This window comes from Helicobacter cinaedi CCUG 18818 = ATCC BAA-847 (assembly GCF_000155475.1).
Taxonomy (GTDB): domain Bacteria; phylum Campylobacterota; class Campylobacteria; order Campylobacterales; family Helicobacteraceae; genus Helicobacter_C; species Helicobacter_C cinaedi.
Genome location: NZ_DS990394.1, coordinates 81,136 through 102,664 on the forward strand (window position 1 = coordinate 81,136; position 21,529 = coordinate 102,664).

23 protein-coding genes and 1 tRNA gene are annotated in these 21,529 nt (G+C 38.5%); 5 read left to right on the top strand and 19 right to left on the bottom strand.

Annotated features, from left to right (window positions below):
* Entirely contained in the window at positions 1-795 is a 795-nt protein-coding gene (gene tatC / locus HCCG_RS10310; RefSeq protein ID WP_002957491.1) for a twin-arginine translocase subunit TatC, read from the bottom strand.
* Between the two features lie 3 nt (positions 796-798).
* Positions 799-1,365, bottom strand: coding sequence for a Sec-independent protein translocase protein TatB (tatB, locus tag HCCG_RS10315; RefSeq protein ID WP_002957492.1), 567 nt, complete (start codon positions 1,363-1,365; stop codon positions 799-801).
* A 519-nt stretch (positions 1,366-1,884) separates the two neighbouring features.
* Between tatB and serS the strand changes: the two genes are divergently transcribed.
* Both serS and HCCG_RS10325 read left to right on the top strand, forming a co-directional pair.
* Positions 1,885-3,162 (top strand): serine--tRNA ligase, encoded by a 1,278-nt coding sequence (gene serS / locus HCCG_RS10320; RefSeq protein ID WP_002957493.1) that lies wholly within the window; start codon positions 1,885-1,887, stop codon positions 3,160-3,162.
* A 32-nt stretch (positions 3,163-3,194) separates the two neighbouring features.
* Positions 3,195-5,678, top strand: a complete 2,484-nt coding sequence (locus HCCG_RS10325; protein WP_034548524.1) for a tetratricopeptide repeat protein — start codon at positions 3,195-3,197, stop codon at positions 5,676-5,678.
* A gap of 44 nt (positions 5,679-5,722) precedes the next feature.
* On the opposite strand, the gene HCCG_RS10330 is transcribed toward HCCG_RS10325, so the two are convergent.
* The 7 genes from HCCG_RS10330 to secG all read right to left on the bottom strand — a co-directional run bounded on the left by HCCG_RS10330 (position 5,723) and on the right by secG (position 11,058).
* Complete coding sequence (locus HCCG_RS10330) at positions 5,723-6,880, bottom strand: metallophosphoesterase (protein ID WP_034548526.1); 1,158 nt, start codon at positions 6,878-6,880, stop codon at positions 5,723-5,725.
* A 235-nt stretch (positions 6,881-7,115) separates the two neighbouring features.
* On the bottom strand, positions 7,116-7,469 hold the full coding sequence (rplT, locus tag HCCG_RS10335; protein ID WP_002957497.1) for a 50S ribosomal protein L20: 354 nt from the start codon (positions 7,467-7,469) through the stop codon (positions 7,116-7,118).
* 81 nt (positions 7,470-7,550) lie between these two features.
* On the bottom strand, positions 7,551-7,745 hold the full coding sequence (rpmI, locus tag HCCG_RS10340; RefSeq protein WP_002957498.1) for a 50S ribosomal protein L35: 195 nt from the start codon (positions 7,743-7,745) through the stop codon (positions 7,551-7,553).
* Positions 7,746-7,766: 21 nt separating this feature from the next.
* Positions 7,767-8,291, bottom strand: coding sequence for a translation initiation factor IF-3 (gene infC / locus HCCG_RS10345; protein WP_002957499.1), 525 nt, complete (start codon positions 8,289-8,291; stop codon positions 7,767-7,769).
* The gene (gene thrS / locus HCCG_RS10350; RefSeq protein WP_002957500.1) at positions 8,288-10,099 is read right to left on the bottom strand and encodes a threonine--tRNA ligase; all 1,812 of its coding nucleotides are present in this window, start codon (positions 10,097-10,099) and stop codon (positions 8,288-8,290) included. Before thrS ends, infC begins: the two co-directional genes overlap by 4 nt.
* 2 nt (positions 10,100-10,101) lie before the next feature.
* Positions 10,102-10,659: a ribosome recycling factor gene (frr, locus tag HCCG_RS10355; RefSeq protein ID WP_002957501.1), complete on the bottom strand. Its 558-nt coding sequence runs from the start codon at positions 10,657-10,659 to the stop codon at positions 10,102-10,104.
* A gap of 3 nt (positions 10,660-10,662) precedes the next feature.
* Positions 10,663-11,058 carry a preprotein translocase subunit SecG gene (gene secG, locus HCCG_RS10360; protein WP_002957502.1) on the bottom strand — a complete coding sequence of 132 codons (396 nt, stop codon included), beginning with the start codon at positions 11,056-11,058 and terminating at the stop codon, positions 10,663-10,665.
* A 369-nt stretch (positions 11,059-11,427) separates the two neighbouring features.
* On the opposite strand from secG, the gene HCCG_RS10365 reads away from it, so the two are divergent.
* Genes HCCG_RS10365 through HCCG_RS10375 form a run of 3 tightly spaced genes read left to right on the top strand, consistent with a single transcriptional unit; the run spans position 11,428 to position 15,394 of the window.
* Positions 11,428-12,648 (top strand): glycosyltransferase, encoded by a 1,221-nt coding sequence (locus tag HCCG_RS10365; RefSeq protein ID WP_015453583.1) that lies wholly within the window; start codon positions 11,428-11,430, stop codon positions 12,646-12,648.
* A gap of 26 nt (positions 12,649-12,674) precedes the next feature.
* Positions 12,675-13,301 (top strand): GtrA family protein, encoded by a 627-nt coding sequence (locus HCCG_RS10370; protein WP_230197950.1) that lies wholly within the window; start codon positions 12,675-12,677, stop codon positions 13,299-13,301.
* On the top strand, positions 13,298-15,394 hold the full coding sequence (locus tag HCCG_RS10375; protein WP_015453581.1) for a hypothetical protein: 2,097 nt from the start codon (positions 13,298-13,300) through the stop codon (positions 15,392-15,394). The genes HCCG_RS10370 and HCCG_RS10375 overlap by 4 nt, the downstream gene beginning before the upstream one ends.
* 1 nt (position 15,395) lies before the next feature.
* On the opposite strand, the gene HCCG_RS10380 is transcribed toward HCCG_RS10375, so the two are convergent.
* From HCCG_RS10380 to HCCG_RS10420, 10 genes are all read right to left on the bottom strand, one after another.
* Positions 15,396-16,187, bottom strand: a complete 792-nt coding sequence (locus HCCG_RS10380; protein ID WP_002957506.1) for a UDP-N-acetylmuramate dehydrogenase — start codon at positions 16,185-16,187, stop codon at positions 15,396-15,398.
* Positions 16,188-16,205: 18 nt separating this feature from the next.
* Positions 16,206-16,472, bottom strand: coding sequence for a flagellar biosynthesis protein FliQ (fliQ, locus tag HCCG_RS10385; protein WP_002957507.1), 267 nt, complete (start codon positions 16,470-16,472; stop codon positions 16,206-16,208).
* 34 nt (positions 16,473-16,506) lie between these two features.
* A tRNA-Sec gene (locus tag HCCG_RS12040) sits at positions 16,507-16,605 on the bottom strand.
* 36 nt (positions 16,606-16,641) lie between these two features.
* Complete coding sequence (locus HCCG_RS10390) at positions 16,642-17,202, bottom strand: FKBP-type peptidyl-prolyl cis-trans isomerase (RefSeq protein ID WP_002957508.1); 561 nt, start codon at positions 17,200-17,202, stop codon at positions 16,642-16,644.
* Complete coding sequence (locus HCCG_RS10395; protein ID WP_002957509.1) at positions 17,199-18,044, bottom strand: tetratricopeptide repeat protein; 846 nt, start codon at positions 18,042-18,044, stop codon at positions 17,199-17,201. Before HCCG_RS10395 ends, HCCG_RS10390 begins: the two co-directional genes overlap by 4 nt.
* A 20-nt stretch (positions 18,045-18,064) precedes the next feature.
* Positions 18,065-18,538 (bottom strand): OmpA family protein, encoded by a 474-nt coding sequence (locus HCCG_RS10400; RefSeq protein WP_002957510.1) that lies wholly within the window; start codon positions 18,536-18,538, stop codon positions 18,065-18,067.
* 61 nt (positions 18,539-18,599) lie between these two features.
* A complete protein-coding gene (tolB, locus tag HCCG_RS10405; RefSeq protein WP_002957511.1) occupies positions 18,600-19,853 on the bottom strand; it encodes a Tol-Pal system protein TolB in 1,254 nt (417 codons plus the stop codon).
* A 9-nt stretch (positions 19,854-19,862) separates the two neighbouring features.
* Positions 19,863-20,555, bottom strand: coding sequence for an energy transducer TonB (locus tag HCCG_RS10410; RefSeq protein WP_002957512.1), 693 nt, complete (start codon positions 20,553-20,555; stop codon positions 19,863-19,865).
* Between the two features lies 1 nt (position 20,556).
* Positions 20,557-20,958, bottom strand: a complete 402-nt coding sequence (locus HCCG_RS10415; protein ID WP_002957513.1) for an ExbD/TolR family protein — start codon at positions 20,956-20,958, stop codon at positions 20,557-20,559.
* 5 nt (positions 20,959-20,963) lie between these two features.
* Positions 20,964-21,527 (bottom strand): MotA/TolQ/ExbB proton channel family protein, encoded by a 564-nt coding sequence (locus tag HCCG_RS10420; RefSeq protein WP_002957514.1) that lies wholly within the window; start codon positions 21,525-21,527, stop codon positions 20,964-20,966.
* Positions 21,528-21,529: the final 2 nt, after the last annotated feature.

Sequence of the window (21,529 nt, forward strand, 5' to 3'; positions counted from 1 at the left end):
CTATTCTTTATTAGAATCTTGCGTTGTAGGTGTGGTAGGCGAGGTTTCATCGCTATCATCTATCTCAAAATCAGCAAGTTTTGAAGCGGGATTCACAAATTTTAAAATCACAATAGAAATCCCATAGAGCATAACAAGCGGAATAGCCAAAAGCACTTGTGAAATCACATCAGGCGGGGCGATAATAGCAGCGATGATAAAGATAATCACCACAGCGTATTTAAAAAATCCTTTTAAACTCTCATCAGTGATAAGCCCCACTTTGCCAAGGAAAAAGCATAGCACAGGCAGTTCAAAGGCTATGCCAAAGCCGATAATCAAGCGGATAAAAAAGGCAAAATAATTCTCTGCTGTAATGTAGGCTTCAAACTGATCATTACCAAAAAGCAAAACATTTTTAATAATAAAAGGCAAAACGCCAAAGTAAGAAAATGCAACGCCAAGGGCGAACATAAATGTGCCAAAAAACACAAAAGGAATGACGATTTTTTTCTCGTGTTTATATAAGCCCGGAGCGACAAAAATCCAAATCTGCCAAAAAATCACAGGCATAGCGATAATGAGTGCAGCAAAAAGAGCGGATTTCATCGCGATAAACACGCCCTCTATCATACCCGAAGCGATGAATTTCCCCCTAATCTCACTGCCTAGCACATCTACAAGGGGTAGCTTAATGTAGTGAAATATTTGCTCCCAAAAGCCCAAACACACGCCAAAAGCCCCCAAAAGCACAAGAATACTGATAATAAGGCGTTCGCGTAAGTCTTGGATATGGGGTTTTAAATCTTCTAGCATTGTTTATCCTATGTGTTGGGGGGTGGAATCTTGCGACTTTGAGCTTGTAGCATTTTTGTATGTAAGGGTAGAATCTTGCGTAGCAATAGAAGTTTGAGCAGATTCTGCAGATTCTAGGTTTTGAGCTGTGGCGTGTGGCATATTAGACTCTGCATTTTTAGAATCTAGGCTTTCATAGCTAAGCTCTGTATTAAGGCTTTTAAGTGTGCTGTGCAAGGCATTGGCTTCTTTGTCAAGCTCCTTTTTTGTGTCTGTCAGGCTCTCTTGCAGGGGTTTAAGGCTATCGCTTAAATCATTGATGTTAAGCTCTCTCAACTCATCAAGCTTCATATCTTGGGTGAGTTTATCCACTTCATTTGAAATGGTATTTTTGTATTTGAGTGCTTCCTGTTTGATTTCACTAAGCTCTATCTCTTTGTCAAAGCTCTCTTTTGCTTCCGCCATAGTTTTTCTTACCGCACGGAAAAACTTGACAATATCAATGATAGTTTGGGGGAGTTTGTTAGGACCAAGGGCGATAATCGCCACAATCAAAATTACAAGCAACTCAAAAATACCAATGCCAAACATACCCTGCCTTTTTGCCTTATCTTAGAATTAAAAAAAGCGTATTTTATACTAAGTTTAGTAATTTTATTTCATTCCTAGATAAAAAACATTTTTGTTTTTCATATTGAAGCCAATTTGATGAAACAAAGCTAAAAGTTAAGTAGCTAAGCGTTAAGTAAGAGAGTAGAGTAAGACTAGCCTACCCCCTTAACGACCAAAGGCTTTATAAGGTAGGCTATGGATTATCTTAGTAGCACTTGACTATTATTATACATAGCAGTATAATGCCGACTAAGATTCTTGTGCAAATCTTACTCATCGTAACCTCCTTTTTATGAAGTAGGCTACGCCAAGAGAGGCTCCACTTTCTTGGGCAACCTCTAATCACAATTCTACCACATTAACTACAAACTTTCCAACTCGTTTCTTAAGACTTAAATCACTCTTTGACTTTGGGCTTTTTAGGGAATAAAAAATGCTTTTTTAGGCTAAAATACGGCTGAAATTGTTTGCAAATTTAAGAAAACTAAGGATAGGGATATGATTGACACAAAGGCTTTGATAAATGATTTTGATAGGGTGAGTGAGCTACTTTGTATAAAAAAAGTGAGTGAAGATACACTCAAAGCACTAAAAGATCTTGCCATTGCGTATAAAAGCACAAAGCAGGAGCTTGAATCTCTCCAAGCCTTTCAAAATAAAGGCTCTCAAAAGCTTGGGCTATGGTTTAGAAGTGATGGGTGTCAAGATTTGATTGATGATTTAAAGTCACAACTTGATGAAAATAAGAAAAAAATGAATAATGTAGAATCTAGGCTTAAGACTATTGAAGCAGAGCTTGAAAACCTTGCCTATACTATTCCAAACTTGCCCGATTCTGCTACGCCAAAGGGCGAAGATGAGAGTGATAATATTGAGCTAAAAAAGGTACTAGAGCCTAGAATCTTTGACTTTACCCCAAAGGAGCATTGGGAGCTAGGTGTGGATAATGGCTGGATTGACTTTGAATCTGGGGTGAAGCTTGCTAAAAGTCGCTTTTCTGTCCTGCGTGGAATGGGGGCAAAACTCAATCGCGCGTTAATTAACTTTATGCTTGATTATAATGAAAGGCAGGGCTTTGAATCCGTGGTAACGCCTGTGATTGCTAATGCTAGGACGCTTTTTGGCACCGGGCAGTTGCCGAAGTTTGAAAATGATATGTTTAAGGTGGATTCTCATTTTGATGAAGAGGGGAGCGAACACGATTTATACCTTATCTCTACTTCGGAAATCACGCTTACAAATCTCTATCAAGACAGCATTATCCCAAGTGAGAACTTGCCTATAATGCTGACTTCTCACACACCTTGTTTTCGCAAAGAGGCTGGTAGTGCGGGGCGAGATACACGCGGTATGATACGCCAACATCAATTTGACAAAGTGGAGCTTGTGGCGATTACTCATCCAAGCCAAAGTGAAGCTATGCAGGAAAAAATGCTAAAAACAGCAAGCGGGATTCTAAGTGAGCTAGGACTCCCGCACCGCTTTATGCGGCTTTGTGGGGGGGATTTGGGCTTTAGTGCGAGTAATACTATTGATATTGAAGTGTGGCTACCCGGGCAGAACTGCTACCGCGAGATAAGCTCTATTTCAAATACGCGGGACTTTCAAGCACGAAGGGCAAAAATCCGCTATAAAGAAAATGGTAAAAACGCGTTAGTGCATACGCTCAATGGCTCATCATTAGCAGTAGGCAGGACACTCATTGCCATTATGGAAAATTACCAAAGGGCTGATGGGAGCATAGAAATCCCAAAAGTGCTAGAAAAATATCTATAAAGAAAATATCGCAAAAAGGCTAAGGGGAGAGTATGGCAGAAGAAGTAATAAATCTTGATGAAAATCTAGAGATTGAAGATTCTGCAACACCACCACAAGAGGGTGCAAAAGAAAGCGATGAGCAAAAGCCAAGTGAAGCTACCGAATCTAAAGAGAGTAAGCTGCAAAAGATTCTAGCTCCCTTGAAAGCAAGAATTAACGCTTTTCTAGCAGCTTTAAAGGAAAATAAGATTCTAATGATTAGCACGATTGCCATTGCGGTGCTTGTGCTTGTTTTTTTAGTGCTGATTGTGATTTTAATCTTTAGTGGTGGCAAGGAAGAGCAAAAAACAGAATCTGCCCCCATTTCACGAAAGATTATCCAGCCAGCTCCTATTTTAAGTAGCTCAAAGCGTCCTGAAATAGATGATACAGAGCTTGGTAATATGATACGCAAGGCAAATATTCTTTACACACAGGGCGATAAAATGGAGGCTTTGGATTTGTTTAATAATATTGCTGCATATTCTCAATCCCTTGCTGCGTATAATTTGGGCGTGATTAAGATAAATGAGAGTGAGTATAAAAAAGCTATCAGCTCCTTTGATAGTGCCATTTATTCTGGGGAAGATATAAGTGTGAGTGCATTTAATGCCGCATATAGTGCGTATATGCTGGGTGATATGAATCTGTATGAGTATTATTTAGGCATTAGCTCAAGCTATCTGTATTATACGGCAAATCAGCCGTTGTATTCTTATCTATATGGGTTGTTGCAATATTATAAAGGTTTTTATTTTGAATCGCTCTCTCCCTTTCTTAATCCCTCTTCGCCAGATTATACCAAAGAGAGTAAAAAATTTGCTGCGGAAGTGTTTTTGATTTTTAACGATGAGTATAATGCGTTAGCTCAACTCAAGCAAGTAGCAGATAAAGAGGATAATCTCTCCATTGGCTTACTGCACGCAAGGCTTGGGGAATACACACAAGCAAAACAATATTTGTATGAATATCTTGGGAGCAATGTGGGCGATCCACAGGCTTTAATGGCATTGCAACTGATTGAGACAAAAAGTGGGAATTTTAAAGAAAGTGCTTTGATTCTTGAGCGATTAAATGCTGCAGAAGAGACACAAAAGGTCTTTGATGAATATCCTATCAAGGCAAAATTGCGTGATGATTTGTTTGATGTGAATCTCGCACAGGAAAATTTCTGGAATCGCCGATTTGAGCATAATAAAATACTGGGCTATAAGATTCTTTTCTATTACGCACCTTTTTTGGTTTTTGATGCAAAAAATGCTTTGGTGATTATTGATGATGGAAATTTAAATGCTCATATAAATAACATTGAGAGTGCGAAAAACACGCTGCAAGAGGGGCAAAAAGTTTCACAAGTCAATCGCTCAATCGCACAGAATCTGCGTTACTTGATAGCAAATCAAGATATACGCGAAGCGGTTAAATCTATGGAGCAGTCTCTTGCGACTTACCCAAATCACTCTGTTTTGCATTATAATGTCGGGCTTTTGTATGCGCAAATGAATGACTTTGATAATGGATATTTGCATTTTATCCGTGCTTATCATTTGGATAATAACAACACAATGGCTGGAATCTTCGCCCTTATGTGTGCAGAGCTGACTTATCGCGACACTTCTCGCTTGAGTAATACTATCTCTACTGATTTGGCAGAGATGAATTTTACTAATAAGCTAGAGCACGATTTTTTACTTTCTTTATTCCGCTACACAAGCGATTCGCCCACAGATTCTCTTTCTTGGTTTGATACGCTAAAACAGCGACCATCTTATGAGCGGAAGCCCATTTATTATGCGTTAAGTGCGGTGTATGGAATCTATGCGGCTAATGGAGTGCAAATAGCAAATGCTTTTGAATCTTTAAAGGGCTTTTATCCAAAAGATGCGGTTACGCATACGATGTTTGAGCTTGGCAAGAGATTTGGGAGTAATTTGAAGGATTTTGCCTTACAGATGAATATTATTTATAAAGAAAAGAATCTTGATATGCGTTCAATCTACTATGGACCCTCTTTGGCAAGGGAATTATATGTGTATGTGGGTTTTGTAACAGGCTCGTTGCGATCAGTCCAAGAAGAGTTAGAGGCAAAGCTTGTTGTTGAGACGCACACAAGCAATGGAATCTTGCAGGCTTTGGCACTTTCAAATATATACAGCAATGATTTTGAAGAGGCTTTTGCGATATATAACTCTCTGCTTGATGATTTAGGGGAAGGGGATTCACAAACGCGATTTTTGGCGGCTATTGCGGCTATGGGAGCTAATCGCCACGAGAATGCCGTAGCTCTTTTGCAACTTGCCAAGATAGAATCTGCTACAAACTTTGAGGCTAAATATGCCCTTGGGCTACTCTACCAAGAGGGTAAAAATATAAAAGCTGCTATCCAACATTATGATCAAATCTCACACACAGGCTTTGAATCTGAATTTTTTGACTTTGAGATTGACACGAGTGAGCTACTCAACCCACAAAAAGATGACAAAAAAGAGAGATAGAGTCTAAAGCCACATAGTGATGTGGCATATATTCTCTTGCTTGATTATTTTGGAGGTAGGAGTTCAAGGAGAGTGATCTCTCGCTCACTGCCTATCCGCATAGGTGGTCCCCAGAATCCTGCACCTTGGGAAACATACACTTGTGTTTTACTTAAATTTTCAAGTGTGTGGAGTCCGGAGATATAGGGCTGTTGCAAGAGCATTGCTAGGGAAAATGGGAAAATCTGCCCCCCGTGTGTGTGTCCGCTCACAACAAGGCTGACTTTATCATAAGGTGGAGTGAGATAATGTATCACTTTTGGTTGATGAGAAAGTAAGATAATAGGCAAGGCAGAATCTACGCTTTCAAAAGTCTGCTTGATGTTAGGCTCAAGATAGCCTACACGCCACCCCATAAAATCCGCTATTCCAGCAATATTAATGGTATTATCAAGCACATAATTTTGATTAATAAGAATATGGAATCCTAGAGTTTCTAGTTTTTCAAGGATATTTTCAACATCGTGAAAATACTCATGATTACCTAATACATAAAACACACCCTGTGTTGCCTGAAGATTCTTAAGTTCATCTACACTGCTTTCAACATCTTTTAATCTTGCATCTACAATATCGCCCACAAGAAAAATTACATCGGCATTAAGGGCATTTGTCATCTCTACAATTTGCCTTGTTTTGCTCTGCTCCATAAGCCCACCGATGTGAATATCACTTAGCACCACTGCCCTAAGAGGTGTGCTAAGCCCTTCAATCTCAAGGCTAAGCTGGATAATATCTGGCTTCTTTGTGCCATTGTAAGTGGCAAACACAAGCATTACAAGGCTAAGGCAAAATATTCCTACCTTTGCTCTATGTCGCCACCTACTGCGCGCAGATTTTGTGCGGAGTGTCATAATAAAAAGTGAGCAGATTTGATACATCAAAGCCGCCATAACAAAGAAAAAAGTAATACCAAGACAAAGTGAAAGTAAAAAGTAATACACCTGCGGCACATTGGCATTATCACGCAAGAAGAGATATGCTACACAATGCAAGGCATTAATGATGGTAAAAATTTTCCACACTAGACGAATAAAAGGCTTGGTGCTAAGGGATTTTAACAATGCTTTGTAGATATAAATATGGAGAATAATAAAAAGCAAAGAACCCATAAAGGGAAAAATGGCACTTTGCATTTGGGCAAATTCAGGCACATCTTGCATAAAAATCCTTGTTGAAGTGGTTTGAAAGCTTTAATAAATCCTTGTTGCGTGGTAATTTACAAAGCTTATGGGTTGATTTCTAGGGGAGTATTGTAAGATAGTAATACTCAAAAGTCCATTAAGGCTATCATTTTTTTGTGGAAAAACACTTTGTTTAAAGAGATTGTTGAAAATTGATTGAAGTTAAGTAGATTCTACAATGTGGCATAAGCTCTAAATGTAGAATCTAAAATCCTTATTTAATCCTATCCTTGACACTCGCGACAATAGTGTTAAATGTCTGTATGTCATTCATCGCCATATCAGCAAGAATCTTCCTATCAAGGTCAATATTGGCAAGTTTCAAAGCGTGGATAAAGCGAGAATAGCTTATCCCATTCATCTTACAAGCCGCATTAATACGCGTAATCCATAGCTTTCTAAAATCACGCTTTTTTTGCTTCCTATCGCGGAAAGCATAGCACATACTGCGTTCTAGCTGCTCTTTTGCCTTTCTAAAATGTTTGCGGCGTCCGCTGTAAAAGCCTCGCGCAAGTTTTAGAATCTTTTTATGTCTTCTTCTTCGGACAACGCCTGTTTTTACTCTCATTTTTTCTCCTTTACCTTTTTAGGTGTAAGCTTTTTTGCTTCTCTTTCCCATAATGCTTGGCATAGTGGGGAGTTTAGATTCTTAAGCCATACAAAGCAGACTTTTTATAGAATCAACATTTGTGCTGTGAACATATTTTGGTGCATTCAAATTTGCCTTACGCTTATGCGATTTTTTTGTTAAGATATGGCTTTTAAACGCACTTCCGCGTTTAATGGCGTTTTTCTTTAGCTTAAAGCGTTTGGCTGCACCGCGATTTGTTTTCATCTTTGGCATTATCTCTCTCCTTTCATAAGATTAATGTTTGTCTTTTTTCTTTGGCACATAAAGCACATTCAAATATTTGCCCTCAAGCTTTGGCTCTTTGTCGGCAACAGCAATATCTTCAAGCATTGCTGCAACTTTGTGAAGTGTATCCATACCCGCTTGTGGGATACTTAGCTCTCGTTGTTTGAGAAACACCTTAAACTTCACGTGCTTACCAGATTCTAAAAATTCAATAGCGTGTTTGACTTTGTAGTTAATATCGTTTTGTGCAATTTGCGTTGAAAGCTTTATCTCTTTAATTTCAATTTGCTTTTGCTTTTTGCGTGCTTCTTTTTGCTTTTTTTCAGCTTGATAGCGAAACTTGCCATAGTCCATAATCTTACACACCGGCGGCTTGGCATTGGGCGAAATCAGCACAAGATCAAGTCCGGCTTGATTGGCTAGATTCAAAGCTTCTTTGGAGGAGATAATCCCATACACCTCTCCATTATCGCCTACACAACGCACTTCTTTAAAGTTTATCTCTTCATTGAGTAATGTTTCTTCTCTGCTCAAAAGCGAATCTCTCCTATTTTTGTTTTTAGTGTCGTAATAAATTCAGCTTGAGAAAGCCCATATTGAGCCTTCTCTCGCCTATCGCGGATTGCTAAAATCTTCCTTTCCACTTCCTTTGCTCCAATCACCACAATCAGAGGGACTTTTTGTTTTTCTGCAAGTCTAATTTTTTTATTAAGACTTTCATTTTTGTCCATAATCTCCGCATATCCACCTATTTTAATAATCTCATTACGCAACTCCCTTGCATAGCCTAGCTGTGCATCCCCTATAGGGATAAGTATCACTTGTGTAGGGGCTATAAATAATGGAAACTCACCGGCAAAATGCTCTGTCAAAATCGCCACAAAGCGTTCAAACGAGCCAAGAATCGCACGATGTATCATAACAGGCTGCACTTGGGCGTTATTCTCATCTGTGTAGCTAAGAGCAAAGCGTTCTGGGAGATTCATATCTACTTGAATCGTCCCACACTGCCATTTGCGTTTGAGTGCGTCTGTAATTTTAATATCAATCTTTGGTCCATAAAATGCCCCACCGCCCTCATCAATTTGATAGGCGATTTTATTTTCTTCCAAAGCATTTTTAAGTGCATTTGTAGCCGATTCCCATACTCCATCATTACCGATAGATTTATCCGGTCGTGTGGATAGCTCCATTTCATACGCAAAATTAAAGGCATCTAAAATGCTTTTGGTAAAGCTTATGATGTGATTGACTTCATCTTTAATTTGGTTTGTTTGGCAGAAAATATGTGCATCATCTTGGGTAAATTCTCTCACACGCAAAAGTCCGTGTAAAACTCCGCTTTTCTCGTGTCTATGGACGATTCCATATTCATAAAAACGCAATGGTAACTCTCTATAACTTCGTGGCGAACTTTGATAGACTTTAATATGCCCTACGCAATTCATAGGTTTAATGCCATATTCCTGCTCATCAATGGTTGTAAAATACATATTTTCTTTATAGTTATCATAATGTCCGCTTTTTTTCCACACATCACTTTTGAGAATCTCAGGTCCCCTAACAGGCTCGTAGCCTCTTTCATTTAAGGCAATAGTGAGCAGTCGCTCAAGATTCTGTCGTAGTCTCGCACCTTTGGGCAACCAAATGGGTAGTCCCGCTCCAATTTCTTCATCAAAGGTAAAAAGTCCCATTTCCTGCCCAAGTTTGCGATGGTCTCGCTTTTTGGCTTCTTCAATGGCAAAAAGATAATCTTTGAGTGATTGTTTATCAGCAAAGGCAATGCCATAAATGCGGATAAGCATTTGAGCCTTTTCATCTCCACCAAGGTAAGCTCCGGCGATTTTAGTGAGCTTAAAATGCTGTAAAAGCTTTGTATTTGGCAAATGTGGTCCACGACACAAATCTTCAAAATCTCCTTGCGTATAAACACTTAGCTTGTCATCAGGGATTTTACTCATCACAGCTTGTTTGAGCTCATCATTAGCAAACTTTGCTTCCGCATCTTTGCGTAAAAGTGTGGATTTGACAATAGGGTAGGCTTTTTTAGCAATCTCTAGCATTTTAGATTCAATGCTTGGCAGATCTTCTTCACTGATTTTAGAATCTACTTTAAAATCATAGTAAAAGCCCTCATTTACTACAGGTCCCACAAAAAACTTCGCCTCTGGATAGAGTGATTTAATTGCTTGAGCCATAAGGTGTGCACAAGAGTGGCGGATAATCTCTAAAGATTCATGAGAGTTATCAAAATGTATATTTTCCCCATTGATATGTAGCTCATCTGCGGTGCAGAGATCATAAATTTGTTGATTATGTTTAATGCCTATAACTTCACTCATTTTTATACTTTCATTACCTCTTCTTCTTTGTGTCTTACCATATCATCGCATTTTTTGACAAACTCATCAGTGTATTTTTGAATCTCATCAAGCCCCTTTTTGCCCTCATCTTCGGTAATGTCTTTATCTTTTTCAAGCTTTTTAATGCCATTGTTAGAATCTTGGCGGATATTGCGGATAGCTACCTTTGCCTTTTCTCCCATTGATTTGGCTTGTTTGGCAATTTCCTTGCGTTGCTCCTGTGTCATTGGGGGAAAAAAGAGTTTCACACATTCGCTATCGCTGTTTGGATTTACACCGATGTTTGCCTCTTGAATAGCCTTTTCAATATCTTTGAGTAAAGGTTTTTCCCAAGGTGTGATAATGATAGTTGTAGCATCTTGAGCAATGACGGAGCCTACTTGATTAAGCGGTGTGGGTGTGCCATAGTAATCTATGCGGATATTATCTAAAATGCTAATGCTCACTTTCCCACTACGCAATGTGCTAAAGTCCCTGCGGAGAGATTCTATGGTCTTTTCCATATGGGATTTGGCGTTGTTATAAATATCATTTAACATAACTTATTCCTTTGGTTGATTGTTTTGGCTTGAATCTAAAGGTGCTACAAGTGGTGCGGTTGGAGCGGCATTTTCATCTACGATAAAGGCATTTGGATTTGTAGCTGTATCCGCTGTTTGTGGTGTAGTAGGTGCTTGTGTGCTAGGCAATGAATCAAGGATGCTTTTTTCCGTTTGCTTGTTGTATGAGTAGCTAAGAGCAATCGTGTTAAGAACAAAAAGCAGTCCCAAAAACATTGTAAATTTCGCCAAAAATCCAGCAGGACCTTTGGCGCCAAATACAGATTCATTACTTCCGCTATATGCCCCAAGTCCTATGCTTGAGCTTTTTTGCAAAAGCACCATAATGGTGATAAATATAGCCAATACAATTTGCACGACAAAAAGGGTGGTTGTCATCTAAAACTCCAAAGATTTAAAAATTAAGTCAAAATTAAGTTAAAACAAATATTTGAAAACAAATGGCGGATTATAGCAAAAAATCCTTAAACGAAGTCAAAGGCTTAATGAAAATGTAATGAATTTTGAGCTACAATCCCAACTCTTTAACATTTGGCAAACTTTTTTGTAAAAGGCGGTTGTAACAAAAATGATGAAAAATACTGATGTAGAATCATATACTTCGCATATAGATATTGGAAATAGACAATTATTAGATTCGTCTCGGGGGGGGGGGTATCTCCTAAACAGAATCAATTAAATTCCATTAATCAAACTCCCAAATCCAAATCGGATAATTACCAAAGCAACACACAAGCAAGGGTGGCTGTGATACTTCCCTGCTACAATGAGGAAAAGACTATCGCTCAAGTTATTGATGAAGTCTTTGCTGTCCTGCCAAACGCACATATTTATGTGTTTGATAATAATTCAAGTGATAATTCAAGAAATATTATTAAAGCAAAAATTGATGAGATAAAATCTTTAGATTGTCATATTGAGCGTAGCGAAATATCCAATATGGAATCTAAAAAAGATTTTTCGTGCTTATACACTCAAAATAACAAGACTGCAGAATCTTACAATTTTGCACCCCTACGCCCTGCACCCACACATTTGGATAAGAATCTAGATCCTAAAAATTACGCCCTAAACCCCGTAGCCCACCCAAATTTAGCACAGAATCTAGATTCTATAAAAATGCACCCCAAACCCTGCACCCACACCGAATTGGTAGAGAATCTAGACTCTAAAACCCCCGCAAAATCCCTCACACTCCATAGTGTTAGCACGCAAGGTAAGGGGGCGGTTATGCGTGAGGCATTTGCCTTGATTGAGGCAGATTTCTACATAATGATTGATGCAGATACTGAACACGATGCTTCTATCTTACCACAAGCACTAGCGTATTTTAGCACTCACAAACTTGATATGCTAAATATTGCAAGAGAGGCAGACTCTAGCACATATCGCAAGGGGCATAGCTTTGGCAATAAGCTGTTTTCAAAAAGCACACAAATGCTTTTTGGCACAAAAATTAACGATATGCTAAGTGGTTATAGAATCTTTTCTCGCCCTTTTGTGAAGAGCTTCCCAGCCTATAGCAATGGCTTTGAGATAGAGACTGAACTTACCATTTATGCCCTAGAGCAAAGGCTTCGCACCGATGAGATAAAAGCCCCTTATAAATCCCGTCCAGAAGGCAGCTTCTCTAAACTTTCAACCTTTAAAGATGGCTTTAAAATATCGCTTATGATTCTAAATCTCTTGTTTAGTGAGCGTCCTTTGCTTGTCTTTAGTGTGCTAAGCTCTATATGCTTTTTACTCTCTCTATTCTTTGGTGTGCCTGTCTTTTTGGAGTTTTTGGAGACTTCTAAGGTGGCGAGATTTCCTACACTTTTTGTGTGCGTTGGGCTTATGGTGATTGCTGTGGTGCTTTTTATCGCAGGGCTTTTAGCCCATCTTATTACAAAAAGCATTAAAGAATCTCGCTATTTAGCCTATTTGCAAAGCAAAAGGGAAAGCTATAAGGGCATATATGGCGAGTGATATTGTATCTTGTAGAAAAGATTCTAATGAGATGGAATCTAGTGCGGATTATAAGGAAGGCTTGTTGTGTTAAGCGAAGTGAAATATATTGTCATACTGAAGCCTTTGAGGGCGAAGTATCCAATGTAGAATCTAAACAAGATTTTTCGCCTATGGCTCAAAATGACAAGACTCTAGATTCTAAAACACATAAAAGCTTAAAACAACTCATAGTATTTTTTTGTATCGGTGGGGGTATTACTCTTTTAGAGCTTTTAGGATTCTATATCCTATATAAAATTTTTGGGGTGCATTATATTCTTGCTTCGCTTATTATGTTTGTGCTAGCTAGTGGGATTGGTGTGTGGCTGTATCGGCGGTTTGTATTTGGTGGGACGCATTTGCATAGAGGCTTAGAAGTTGGGCTAACCTATCTTATCAACACCATAGGCATAGGACTAAATACGCTTATTTTGTGGCTATGTGTGGAGTTTTTGGGATTTGAAGCGATTGTGGCAAAGATTCTAGCTTCTTTGCTTGTGGCATTTTATGGCTTTTATGCGAGAAAGCTTGTCATTTATAGAAAAGAACCTAAATTCTATTTTTACACAAAAAGCCCTGCACCAGCCCATAAAGGTGTAGATTCTAAATTTATCAAAAAGGAGTGTCAATGATTGAAATTCTAAAATCTGTGCGATTAAGCAAAGGGAGTAAAATCGCCATTAGCGTGTGGTTTATTCTGCTTATGCTTGTGGTGATTATCTTTCTAGCTTTGCGTTTTATGAGTAAGGATAGGATAGATTATGCGGATATGATTGTGGAGAGTGAAGCTTCCCCACAAGTGATAGCGTGCAAGGAAAAATGTAAGGAAATTGGCAATATTGATAGAAATAACCTTGCGGAGTTTAATGCTTGTGAAAAGGCGTGTGAAGCTATTGTCCCTACGATATTTTCCTATAATGTGCGATTGAAATTTGAAAATCCTATTTTTCGGGCACAGAAGCATTTTGTGGAAATCACACCTCTTGGTGTAGAGTGGAGTGATGTGGCAAAGAGTCTAAATCTTGGTGGGATAGAGCGGGTAGTCCAAGATTCTAAAGATAGTCATTTTGTTGTCATTACACTAGATTCACCGCTTGATATTGGGCAAAATCTCGGCGTGTTAAGTTATAAAAGCAAGATTTTAAGCAATACTTTGAAGTATTCTATTAAACAGCTTATTCTTATTTTGGTTATAGGCATTGGGCTTTGGGTGCTGCCTGTGTCTTGCAGGGCGTATTTTGCTACATTTGATAGAAAATATCCCAAAATCACACAAGATTCTATGCTTTTTAGCTTTTCTTTCAAAGATAAGACTTTTCTTAGCTTGAGTGCTGTTGTAATTCTTGGGCTTTTTGTGTTTCATTTTTGGCTTGGATACCCGGGCTTTCACATTAGTGGCGATACTTATAATTCCATTGGTTTGGCTAAAAATAACGCCCATCCTGTGTTTATTGCTTATGTGATGCAGTTTTTGTATTTTATCTTTGGGAAGCATTTGTATTATTTATTTTTGTTTAATCTCGTGCCTTTTTATGCTGGGCTGTTGTTTTTGGTATGGGGCTTTTATATTCGCTTTAGAAGTGTTTTTGCAATTTTGTTGTTATTTCCTATTTTTATAGGCAATATTTATTTTCAAAATTTTATACAATACCATAGTTTTGCCCTACCTATGCTGCTGTTTTGCGGTTATGCTATGGTGCTTTTTATGCTGCTTGTGCCTTTGTCTGCAAGAAAAACTAAGATAATGTGGTGGCTTATTGGTATAGTATTCTTCTGTGCGATTTTATGGCGGCATAATGCGATTTTTAGCGTATTTCCTGTGAGTTTTGTGTTTGTGTATATGTGGCTTTGCAATCGCGGTATAAATACTAAAGAATTTGTAAAAAAATATATAAATGGTGTCATAGCCTGTGCGATACTCTGTCTTTGCGTGGTAATTATTGTGCCTAGGGCATTGACTGTTGGCGGATCATATCCTGCTAATCACCCATTTTTACATCAAATTGCTGGGGCTTGTGTGCCTGCCGATGATAGCAGTTGTTTTAAAGATGAGTGGTATTATCCACATAAGGGGTGGGAGGATATTAAGGCGTTGTATGAAAAATATCCGCTCAATGCTGATCCTTTTAATGTCGGCTGGGGATATGATGAATATCGTCCTATCCCACCCGGTAAAATTGATAAGCTTTATAGTCAATGGTTGAAAGCTATTTTAAAGTATCCTATAAATTTTGCACAGCACGAGTGGAGATTTTTACAAGCTATGTGGATTCAAAATCCGGGCTGGATATTTGATAGCAAGGCTTTGCAGGGCAAGGCGTGGCATCCGTGGCATATTTCACTACTGAGTGGTTTTCCGGAATCTGAACGAAGTGTCATATTTACGCCCGCACAAGAAAAGATTTATGACTTTTTATATGAGCATCGTTTGCTTTTAAATCATTTCTGGGGTGTGGTGTTAAGCTTTGGAGTGATGATACTCTCTCTTATTTTATGGCTAGTTAAGAGAGATTTACGCAATGGTTTGCTTATGTTTAGCTTTGGTGTGGGCTTTGCAGGATTTTTTAGTGCATTATTTATTGTGCTTTTTACCCCTGTAACAGAATCTCGCTATATGTCGCCAATACTTCCTTTAGGACTTTTAGCGATCATTGGTTTTATAGCATTTATGCTTGATTGTAAGGCAAGGCATAGGGCGGATTCTGTGGTTGATGTGGGAGGCTGACTTAATACAGAATCTGCACTTCGCATTCTAGCTGAATGCCGCTTTGCTCAAACACACGCTTTTTGGCAAGCTCTATAAGGGTAATAGCATCTTCAAAGCTTGCTTTGCCTTTATTGACGAGAAAATTGGCGTGTTGCTCACTAAAAGCAATGTCATTTATCCTATATCCTTTGAGTTCCGCAGATTCTAAAAGGCGTCCTGCATAATCGCCCTTTGGGTTTTTAAAGCAGCTTCCACAGCTTGGCTCCTTTGGGTGGTGTTTGCGCAAGGCATTGCATTGTTGATGAAGAGCTATGTCAAAGCCCTCTTTTTTATAGAATCTTGCCGCTAAAATGATGCCTGTAATGTCACTATCGCGGTAATTCATAGGGAATACGCTAACATCGTGCCACTCTCCATTGACATTGATAGAATGCAGGATTGATTTTATCTCATATTGTTTCATACCTGCATTCATTTTGACTAGGCCCCCAAGGCTTCCGGGCAGGGCTTGGAGAAACTCTAAGCCACCCAGATTGTGAGATTTAAAGTAGCTAAAGATTCTCCCAGAGGGGTATGCCCCGCCAACTTCAATATATTCCCCACAATCAGTGATATATGAAAATGTTTTATCAAGTAGAGCGAGATTTGTAGCCTTTGGAGAGACAAGTAGGTTGTTCGCTTTGCCGATAATTTGCATATTTTGAGAGAGTGCGAGTTTAGAATCTTGTGGCGTTTGGATAAGATTGACTTCAAGGGGCGTGCCAATTTTTAGGCTAGAATAGGTAGAAAAGTCAATAATTTTTGTTTGCATTAGCTTGTGATTATATTCTTAGAAATTAATGCTAGAAATCATCGTAAAAAGCATACGCGTATAATCAGTAATCATATTAATCATCCACGGCATTGCAAAGATAATCACAGCCACAACGGCAAGAATCTTTGGCACGAAAGTGAGTGTCATTTCATTGATTTGTGTTGTTGCCTGAAAAATACTGATAAGTAGCCCCACAATAAGCCCAGCTAAAAGCATAGGGAGCGATAGAATCAAGGTGAGCTTGTAGGTTTGAATAGCTAGAGCCATAAGTTGAGCTTCCATAGAAATCCTTTACCTAGTGATTAAAAGTTAAATTTGGCAGGAAGGCGAGAGAATCGAACTCCCCAAGGATTAGACACCTAACCCTTCAATGGGTTTGAAGCCCACGACGCCCACCAGAGACGCTTGCCCTCCATTTAGAATCTAAGACTTTGCCTTAGATTCTAAAACTTTAGTGGCTACAGCCACAACCTCCACCGCCGTGGCTATGTCCGCCACCACCACAGCAACCTCCACCGCCGTGTCCACCACCACTTCCACAGCCACAACCTCCACCAACACCACCTTGGAGAATTTCCGCCTCCGTTGCTTCACGCACATCAAGGATTGTTACATCAAAGCTAAGCGTTTTACCCGCAAGTGGGTGATTATAATCCACCATAACAGCCTTGTCGTTAAAATCTTTTACAATCACTTGCACGGTTTGCCCATCTTCGCTTTGTCCAAAAAGTGTCATTCCAGCTTTTAGGTCAATGCCCTCAAATTGTTCGCGTGGAACTTCGTGGATAAAATCACTATTGTAGATTCCATAAGCATCTTCTGGCTTGATTGTGGCTTTAATGTTTTCGCCAACTTTTGCACCCATAAGGGCATCTTCAAGTCCGCTTATCACCTGTCCGGAACCAACGAGAAACTCTAATGGAGAACCTCTCTTGTTTGAATCAAGCAGGGTATTATCCTCTTGATTGAATACTTCGTATTCTATGCTAACAACTTTATTTTGTGCAATCATTTTTTATCCTTTTTTTCTTTAAGTTTTTTTGCATTTTGGGCTTCCTTGCTCATAGGGTAGTTACTTATCAAGGAATCCAAAAACTTATTATAGTTTTTTGTATCTTTGATAGCGTTGAAAGATTGAGCAGTATGGAGTAAAAGTGTAGGCATATATTTCGCCTTGTCATTTGCCAACGCACTCTGCTTGTAGTTGTAGATAGCATCATTGTAGGCTTTGCTGGTAAAGGCAATTTCGCCAAGATAGAAATGACACTCTGCTTTTTTGTATTCAAGGCTAAGTAACCACTCAAACCGAGCTTTTGCAGAATCGTATTCTGTTTTTGTGAATAAGTCTTTGGCTTGAGTAAATATCTCTGCCTTTTTAGTTTTATCCTTTGTGAAAGAAGTTGATGTTTTAGAATCTGCATTGGCGTTATTTGTTTGGTTTGGCTGGTTGCTAAGTTTTTTAAGTTCATCTAGGATTGTTTGATTTAGGGTTTTTAGGCTTGTGTTAAACTCTTCAATTTGTGTTTTAAGTAAGGTAATATTTTGGGTGTTTGTATCAACTTGTTGTTGGAGTTTTTTATACAATTCAGCTTGTGTTTTTAACTCTTCAATATCTTTTGATTGTTGGGTTGTTTGAATAAGCTGTTGTTGAATCTTTGAGTTTTGAGATTCGTGGAGACTTGAGATTCCTTCTTGGGTTTGTTGGATAGTCTCTACTTTTTGTTGAAGTTTTGTAACGACACTTTGTAGAGCCTTTAGATCATTTTTTGTCGCACCGCTTTGCTTTTCAAAAGCGGAAGGCTCACCGAGACAAAAAAGGGGAAAAAGAAGCAAAAAAGAATAAAGCTTTTTCAATTTCTAGTCCCTAAGTTGCGTTATTTAGCGAGTTTGAACTCAACGCGTCTATTTTCTTGGTTACACTCCGGTGTATCTCCACTTGTGCAAGCTGGTTTGCTTTCACCATAGCTTACAGTTTTGATTTGAGAAGCACTAACACCACGAGTTGTGAGGGCATTTTTTACCGCATTTGCTCTTTTTGTGCCAAGGGCGTAGTTGTAAGCATCTGATCCATAAGAATCTGTATGTCCTTCAAGCACGACTTTAGCACCTGTAGATTTAAGCGCAGCCACACTCTTTTCTAATCCATCTTCCATATCTTGGCGGATATCGTATTTGTCAAAATCAAACAGAACTTTCGCATATCCAGCAGCTGTATCTGCTGCCAAATCCACAAAGTTATCCTGACCAGAACTTGCAGCTGTGCCTGATCCAGTATCTGCAGCTTCAGGCTCTGAACAACCAACTGACATAAGAGCAGCTAGAACACCTATTGCAATGTATTTTTTCATTTTGTCTCCTTTGAAAATGGTATCGCTTGATTGTATTTTGTAAAAGTAAATACATAATATTTTACCAGTCAAAAGCTTGAATCTTCATCTTACTAAGTGGAAAAAAGTAATTTGCATTATAATCTACACGGATAATTCCTAACGCACTTTGATTTTTATAATGCTTAAGATACATAATGCTTCCTCCATCGCTTGAGTATTTTGGCATTTGATTTTTGCCATTTGCTGTCAAGCGGCGGATATAGTTTGATCCCGGAGCTAGAGAGATAAGGTAGAGATTAAAGGTATTTCCGCCAAACTCATTGTTTGTCTCACGGCTTGTATAGACGGCATATTTGCCATTTGAGGTTATCGCACTATTGTTTCTTCCGTGTAGCACGACTTGTTCTGTGCCACCGCCATCAAGTCGCATCATAAAGATATTTGGATAACCAAGTCTATCAGACACAAAGATAATTTCCTTTTCATCATTAACAAATTTTCCATCAACATCAATACCCGAATAGTTTGTCAGCCTACGCAAATTTTTGCTTTTGGTATTAAAAATATATAAATCAGAAAGTGCGGTAGGAGAAAGGCTAAGGATAAGATTCTCTCCATTTTTGCTAACATCAGATACGATGGCGACACCCTCACTGCCTACAAGCTGTTCAATCTGCCCTGTGGCAAGGTTGTGTTTAACAATAGTTGGCACTTCAAGATATTTTGTATAATAAATGCTTTCCTGCTTTGAATCTGCCCATTTTGGGAAAATATTTAGCCCACCTTTGACAACGACTTTTTGATAAGTCAAAGTATAATCACAAATGAGAATCTCACTACTACCAGAACCAACATAGCGGGATAGAACAACTAAGCGTTGCATCCACTGAATGCTAGGGGCTTTGATATATGAGTTTATATCAATTGTCATATTGTGAGCCAAAAAAGGAAAGCGTTTTATGTCATTTTCAGTATAGGTTTTAGTGAATATATGCTTTGAAGTGTTGATGTCATAAAGAGAGAGAGTAGCTGTTAGTGTGGAGGATTTAGCGACTTTAATTTGTGCAAGTAAATCCATCTTTTTCTCTGCATAGTCTGCGTAATTTATGTCATTAGACTTATTGACACCGCCATCATCAGCTTGAAAATGTCCGCTTACTTTAAGGTCTGCCACAAGCATTTTTAGCACTTTGGTTCCAAAATCTGCATTTTCAGAATCTAGCCTTTCTACCATAATGTAGGGAATCTTATTGCCATTTTTGACTATCTCCAATGTTGCATCAATGGCAAAAAGTTTTAAGCTAAGTAATAATATTAAACCAATAAATCTCATAGGACTCCTTTAATTTTTAAAAGTAGTAGCGATCTCTTTTGAACCTTTTGGGTGTGGAGGGAAACGCATTTGTTTGCATTCCTCTAGCATTACTTTTAGAGAATCATCAAAGGCTACATTGCCTGAGTATTTTACAATGTTATAGCTAAAATCTCCATTGTTTGCTATGCGAATATAGACTAATGCCTGCATTTTTTCTTCAATGGAAAAAGTTTTTTGCCATTGCCGGAGCATAATTTTTTCAATCTGGGCATACCACTCATCATATTCCCCATCATTTTGGCTTGTGTCTGTGCTAATAGTGAGATTGCTTAGGCTGTTTAATTTGTTTTGCAACTCTTGGGCGGAGGATTGCAATTCTTTGAGCTTATCTTTGGTATTTTGCTCTAGTTTCTCTCTATCATCGCCAATGGGCGAGTTTTGGCTGGGTATATCACTATCTATTTTGCTAAACATATCTTTTATGCCAGAGCCAGTAAGCGGGTTATTTGTGCTTGAATCTTGTTTATTTGGAGCGGGTGTTGGCTTATCATCAATGATGGCTTCAACGCTAATGGCATTGAGTGCTAGGGTAGATTCTAGCAAAGATGAATAATGTGTGGGCTTTTGGTAAAAAAAAGTAAAAACTAAGGCGATAAGAAGCAGACAATAGATACAAAATGAGATAATACCGCTTGTGATAAATAAAAGGGCGTTGTTCATTTTAGCTACTAGTTACAAGAGATACTTTTAAGAAGCCAGATTCTTTTGCAACTTTTAGGATATAGATAATGTCTTCATATTTGAGATTTTTATCAGCACGGATAAAAATGCTCGTGTCTTTATCAAAGTTTTTGCTAAAAAGCACAAAGCTATCAGCAAAGTTTTTAAATTCATAGGTTTTATCGCGGATATGGATTTTTCTATCCGAGCTTACACGGATTTCAATCATAGAATCTTTGGCAATTTTTTTTGATTTTGAACCTTTAGGAAGTGTAATGTCTTCTTGATAGGTGATAGTAGGAGTGCTTACCATAAGGATTGCCAAAAGCACAAGCATAATATCAACAAGGGGTGTGATGTTGAGTTCAGGTTTTTCTTCCCAATCAAATTCACTAAGATTCATTTGGCTTACTTATTTGCAAGGATAAGGTCTATTTGCATTTGAATGCAAGTGATGATGTGATATGCTTTGCGTTTGAGAAGCAAATGAAAAGAGTAGGCAGGAATGGCAACAAGAATCCCGGCCGCAGTAGCCACAAGTGCCTTTGAAATAACAGGTGCGATAACATCGAAAGACACATTGCCTCCACCCAACACACTAAAAGTTTCAAGAATCTCAACTACCGTGCCAAATAGTCCTATAAATGGTGCGGTTGAAGCGATAATGCTTAAAAATACCAACGAAGCAGTCGCCCTTTGCGTGGCTTTAAGCTTCCACACTTGTAAAATCTCTTTTGAGATACGCCCTTCACTTTTTTCAAGCAATGCTGTAATAAAGCTGTTTTTTGGAATCAAAATGCTTTTGGCTATCAGCATATCAAGATGATATTTTTCAGTTGAAAGCCAATCGCCTAGCGTAAAATTCTTATAAAAATATATCCAAAGTGTTAAAAGAAAATATATTGAGAGCCACAAAAGCACAATAATCGTCGTTATCGTGCTTTCTGCGAAGAAGGTTTTGAGAAAATCCATAG

Excerpts from the sequence above, each read along its gene's own strand:
- tatC (WP_002957491.1), bottom strand. The coding sequence starts at position 795 with ATGCTAGAAGATTTAAAACCCCATATCCAAGACTTACGCGAACGCCTT.
- tatB (WP_002957492.1), bottom strand. The coding sequence starts at position 1,365 with ATGTTTGGCATTGGTATTTTTGAGTTGCTTGTAATTTTGATTGTGGCG.
- serS (WP_002957493.1), top strand. The coding sequence starts at position 1,885 with ATGATTGACACAAAGGCTTTGATAAATGATTTTGATAGGGTGAGTGAG.
- HCCG_RS10325 (WP_034548524.1), top strand. The coding sequence starts at position 3,195 with ATGGCAGAAGAAGTAATAAATCTTGATGAAAATCTAGAGATTGAAGAT.
- HCCG_RS10330 (WP_034548526.1), bottom strand. The coding sequence starts at position 6,880 with ATGCAAGATGTGCCTGAATTTGCCCAAATGCAAAGTGCCATTTTTCCC.
- rplT (WP_002957497.1), bottom strand. The coding sequence starts at position 7,469 with ATGAGAGTAAAAACAGGCGTTGTCCGAAGAAGAAGACATAAAAAGATT.
- rpmI (WP_002957498.1), bottom strand. The coding sequence starts at position 7,745 with ATGCCAAAGATGAAAACAAATCGCGGTGCAGCCAAACGCTTTAAGCTA.
- thrS (WP_002957500.1), bottom strand. The coding sequence starts at position 10,099 with ATGAGTGAAGTTATAGGCATTAAACATAATCAACAAATTTATGATCTC.
- frr (WP_002957501.1), bottom strand. The coding sequence starts at position 10,659 with ATGTTAAATGATATTTATAACAACGCCAAATCCCATATGGAAAAGACC.
- secG (WP_002957502.1), bottom strand. The coding sequence starts at position 11,058 with ATGACAACCACCCTTTTTGTCGTGCAAATTGTATTGGCTATATTTATC.
- HCCG_RS10370 (WP_230197950.1), top strand. The coding sequence starts at position 12,675 with ATGAGATGGAATCTAGTGCGGATTATAAGGAAGGCTTGTTGTGTTAAG.
- HCCG_RS10375 (WP_015453581.1), top strand. The coding sequence starts at position 13,298 with ATGATTGAAATTCTAAAATCTGTGCGATTAAGCAAAGGGAGTAAAATC.
- HCCG_RS10380 (WP_002957506.1), bottom strand. The coding sequence starts at position 16,187 with ATGCAAACAAAAATTATTGACTTTTCTACCTATTCTAGCCTAAAAATT.
- fliQ (WP_002957507.1), bottom strand. The coding sequence starts at position 16,472 with ATGGAAGCTCAACTTATGGCTCTAGCTATTCAAACCTACAAGCTCACC.
- HCCG_RS10390 (WP_002957508.1), bottom strand. The coding sequence starts at position 17,202 with ATGATTGCACAAAATAAAGTTGTTAGCATAGAATACGAAGTATTCAAT.
- HCCG_RS10400 (WP_002957510.1), bottom strand. The coding sequence starts at position 18,538 with ATGAAAAAATACATTGCAATAGGTGTTCTAGCTGCTCTTATGTCAGTT.
- tolB (WP_002957511.1), bottom strand. The coding sequence starts at position 19,853 with ATGAGATTTATTGGTTTAATATTATTACTTAGCTTAAAACTTTTTGCC.
- HCCG_RS10410 (WP_002957512.1), bottom strand. The coding sequence starts at position 20,555 with ATGAACAACGCCCTTTTATTTATCACAAGCGGTATTATCTCATTTTGT.
- HCCG_RS10415 (WP_002957513.1), bottom strand. The coding sequence starts at position 20,958 with ATGAATCTTAGTGAATTTGATTGGGAAGAAAAACCTGAACTCAACATC.
- HCCG_RS10420 (WP_002957514.1), bottom strand. The coding sequence starts at position 21,527 with ATGGATTTTCTCAAAACCTTCTTCGCAGAAAGCACGATAACGACGATT.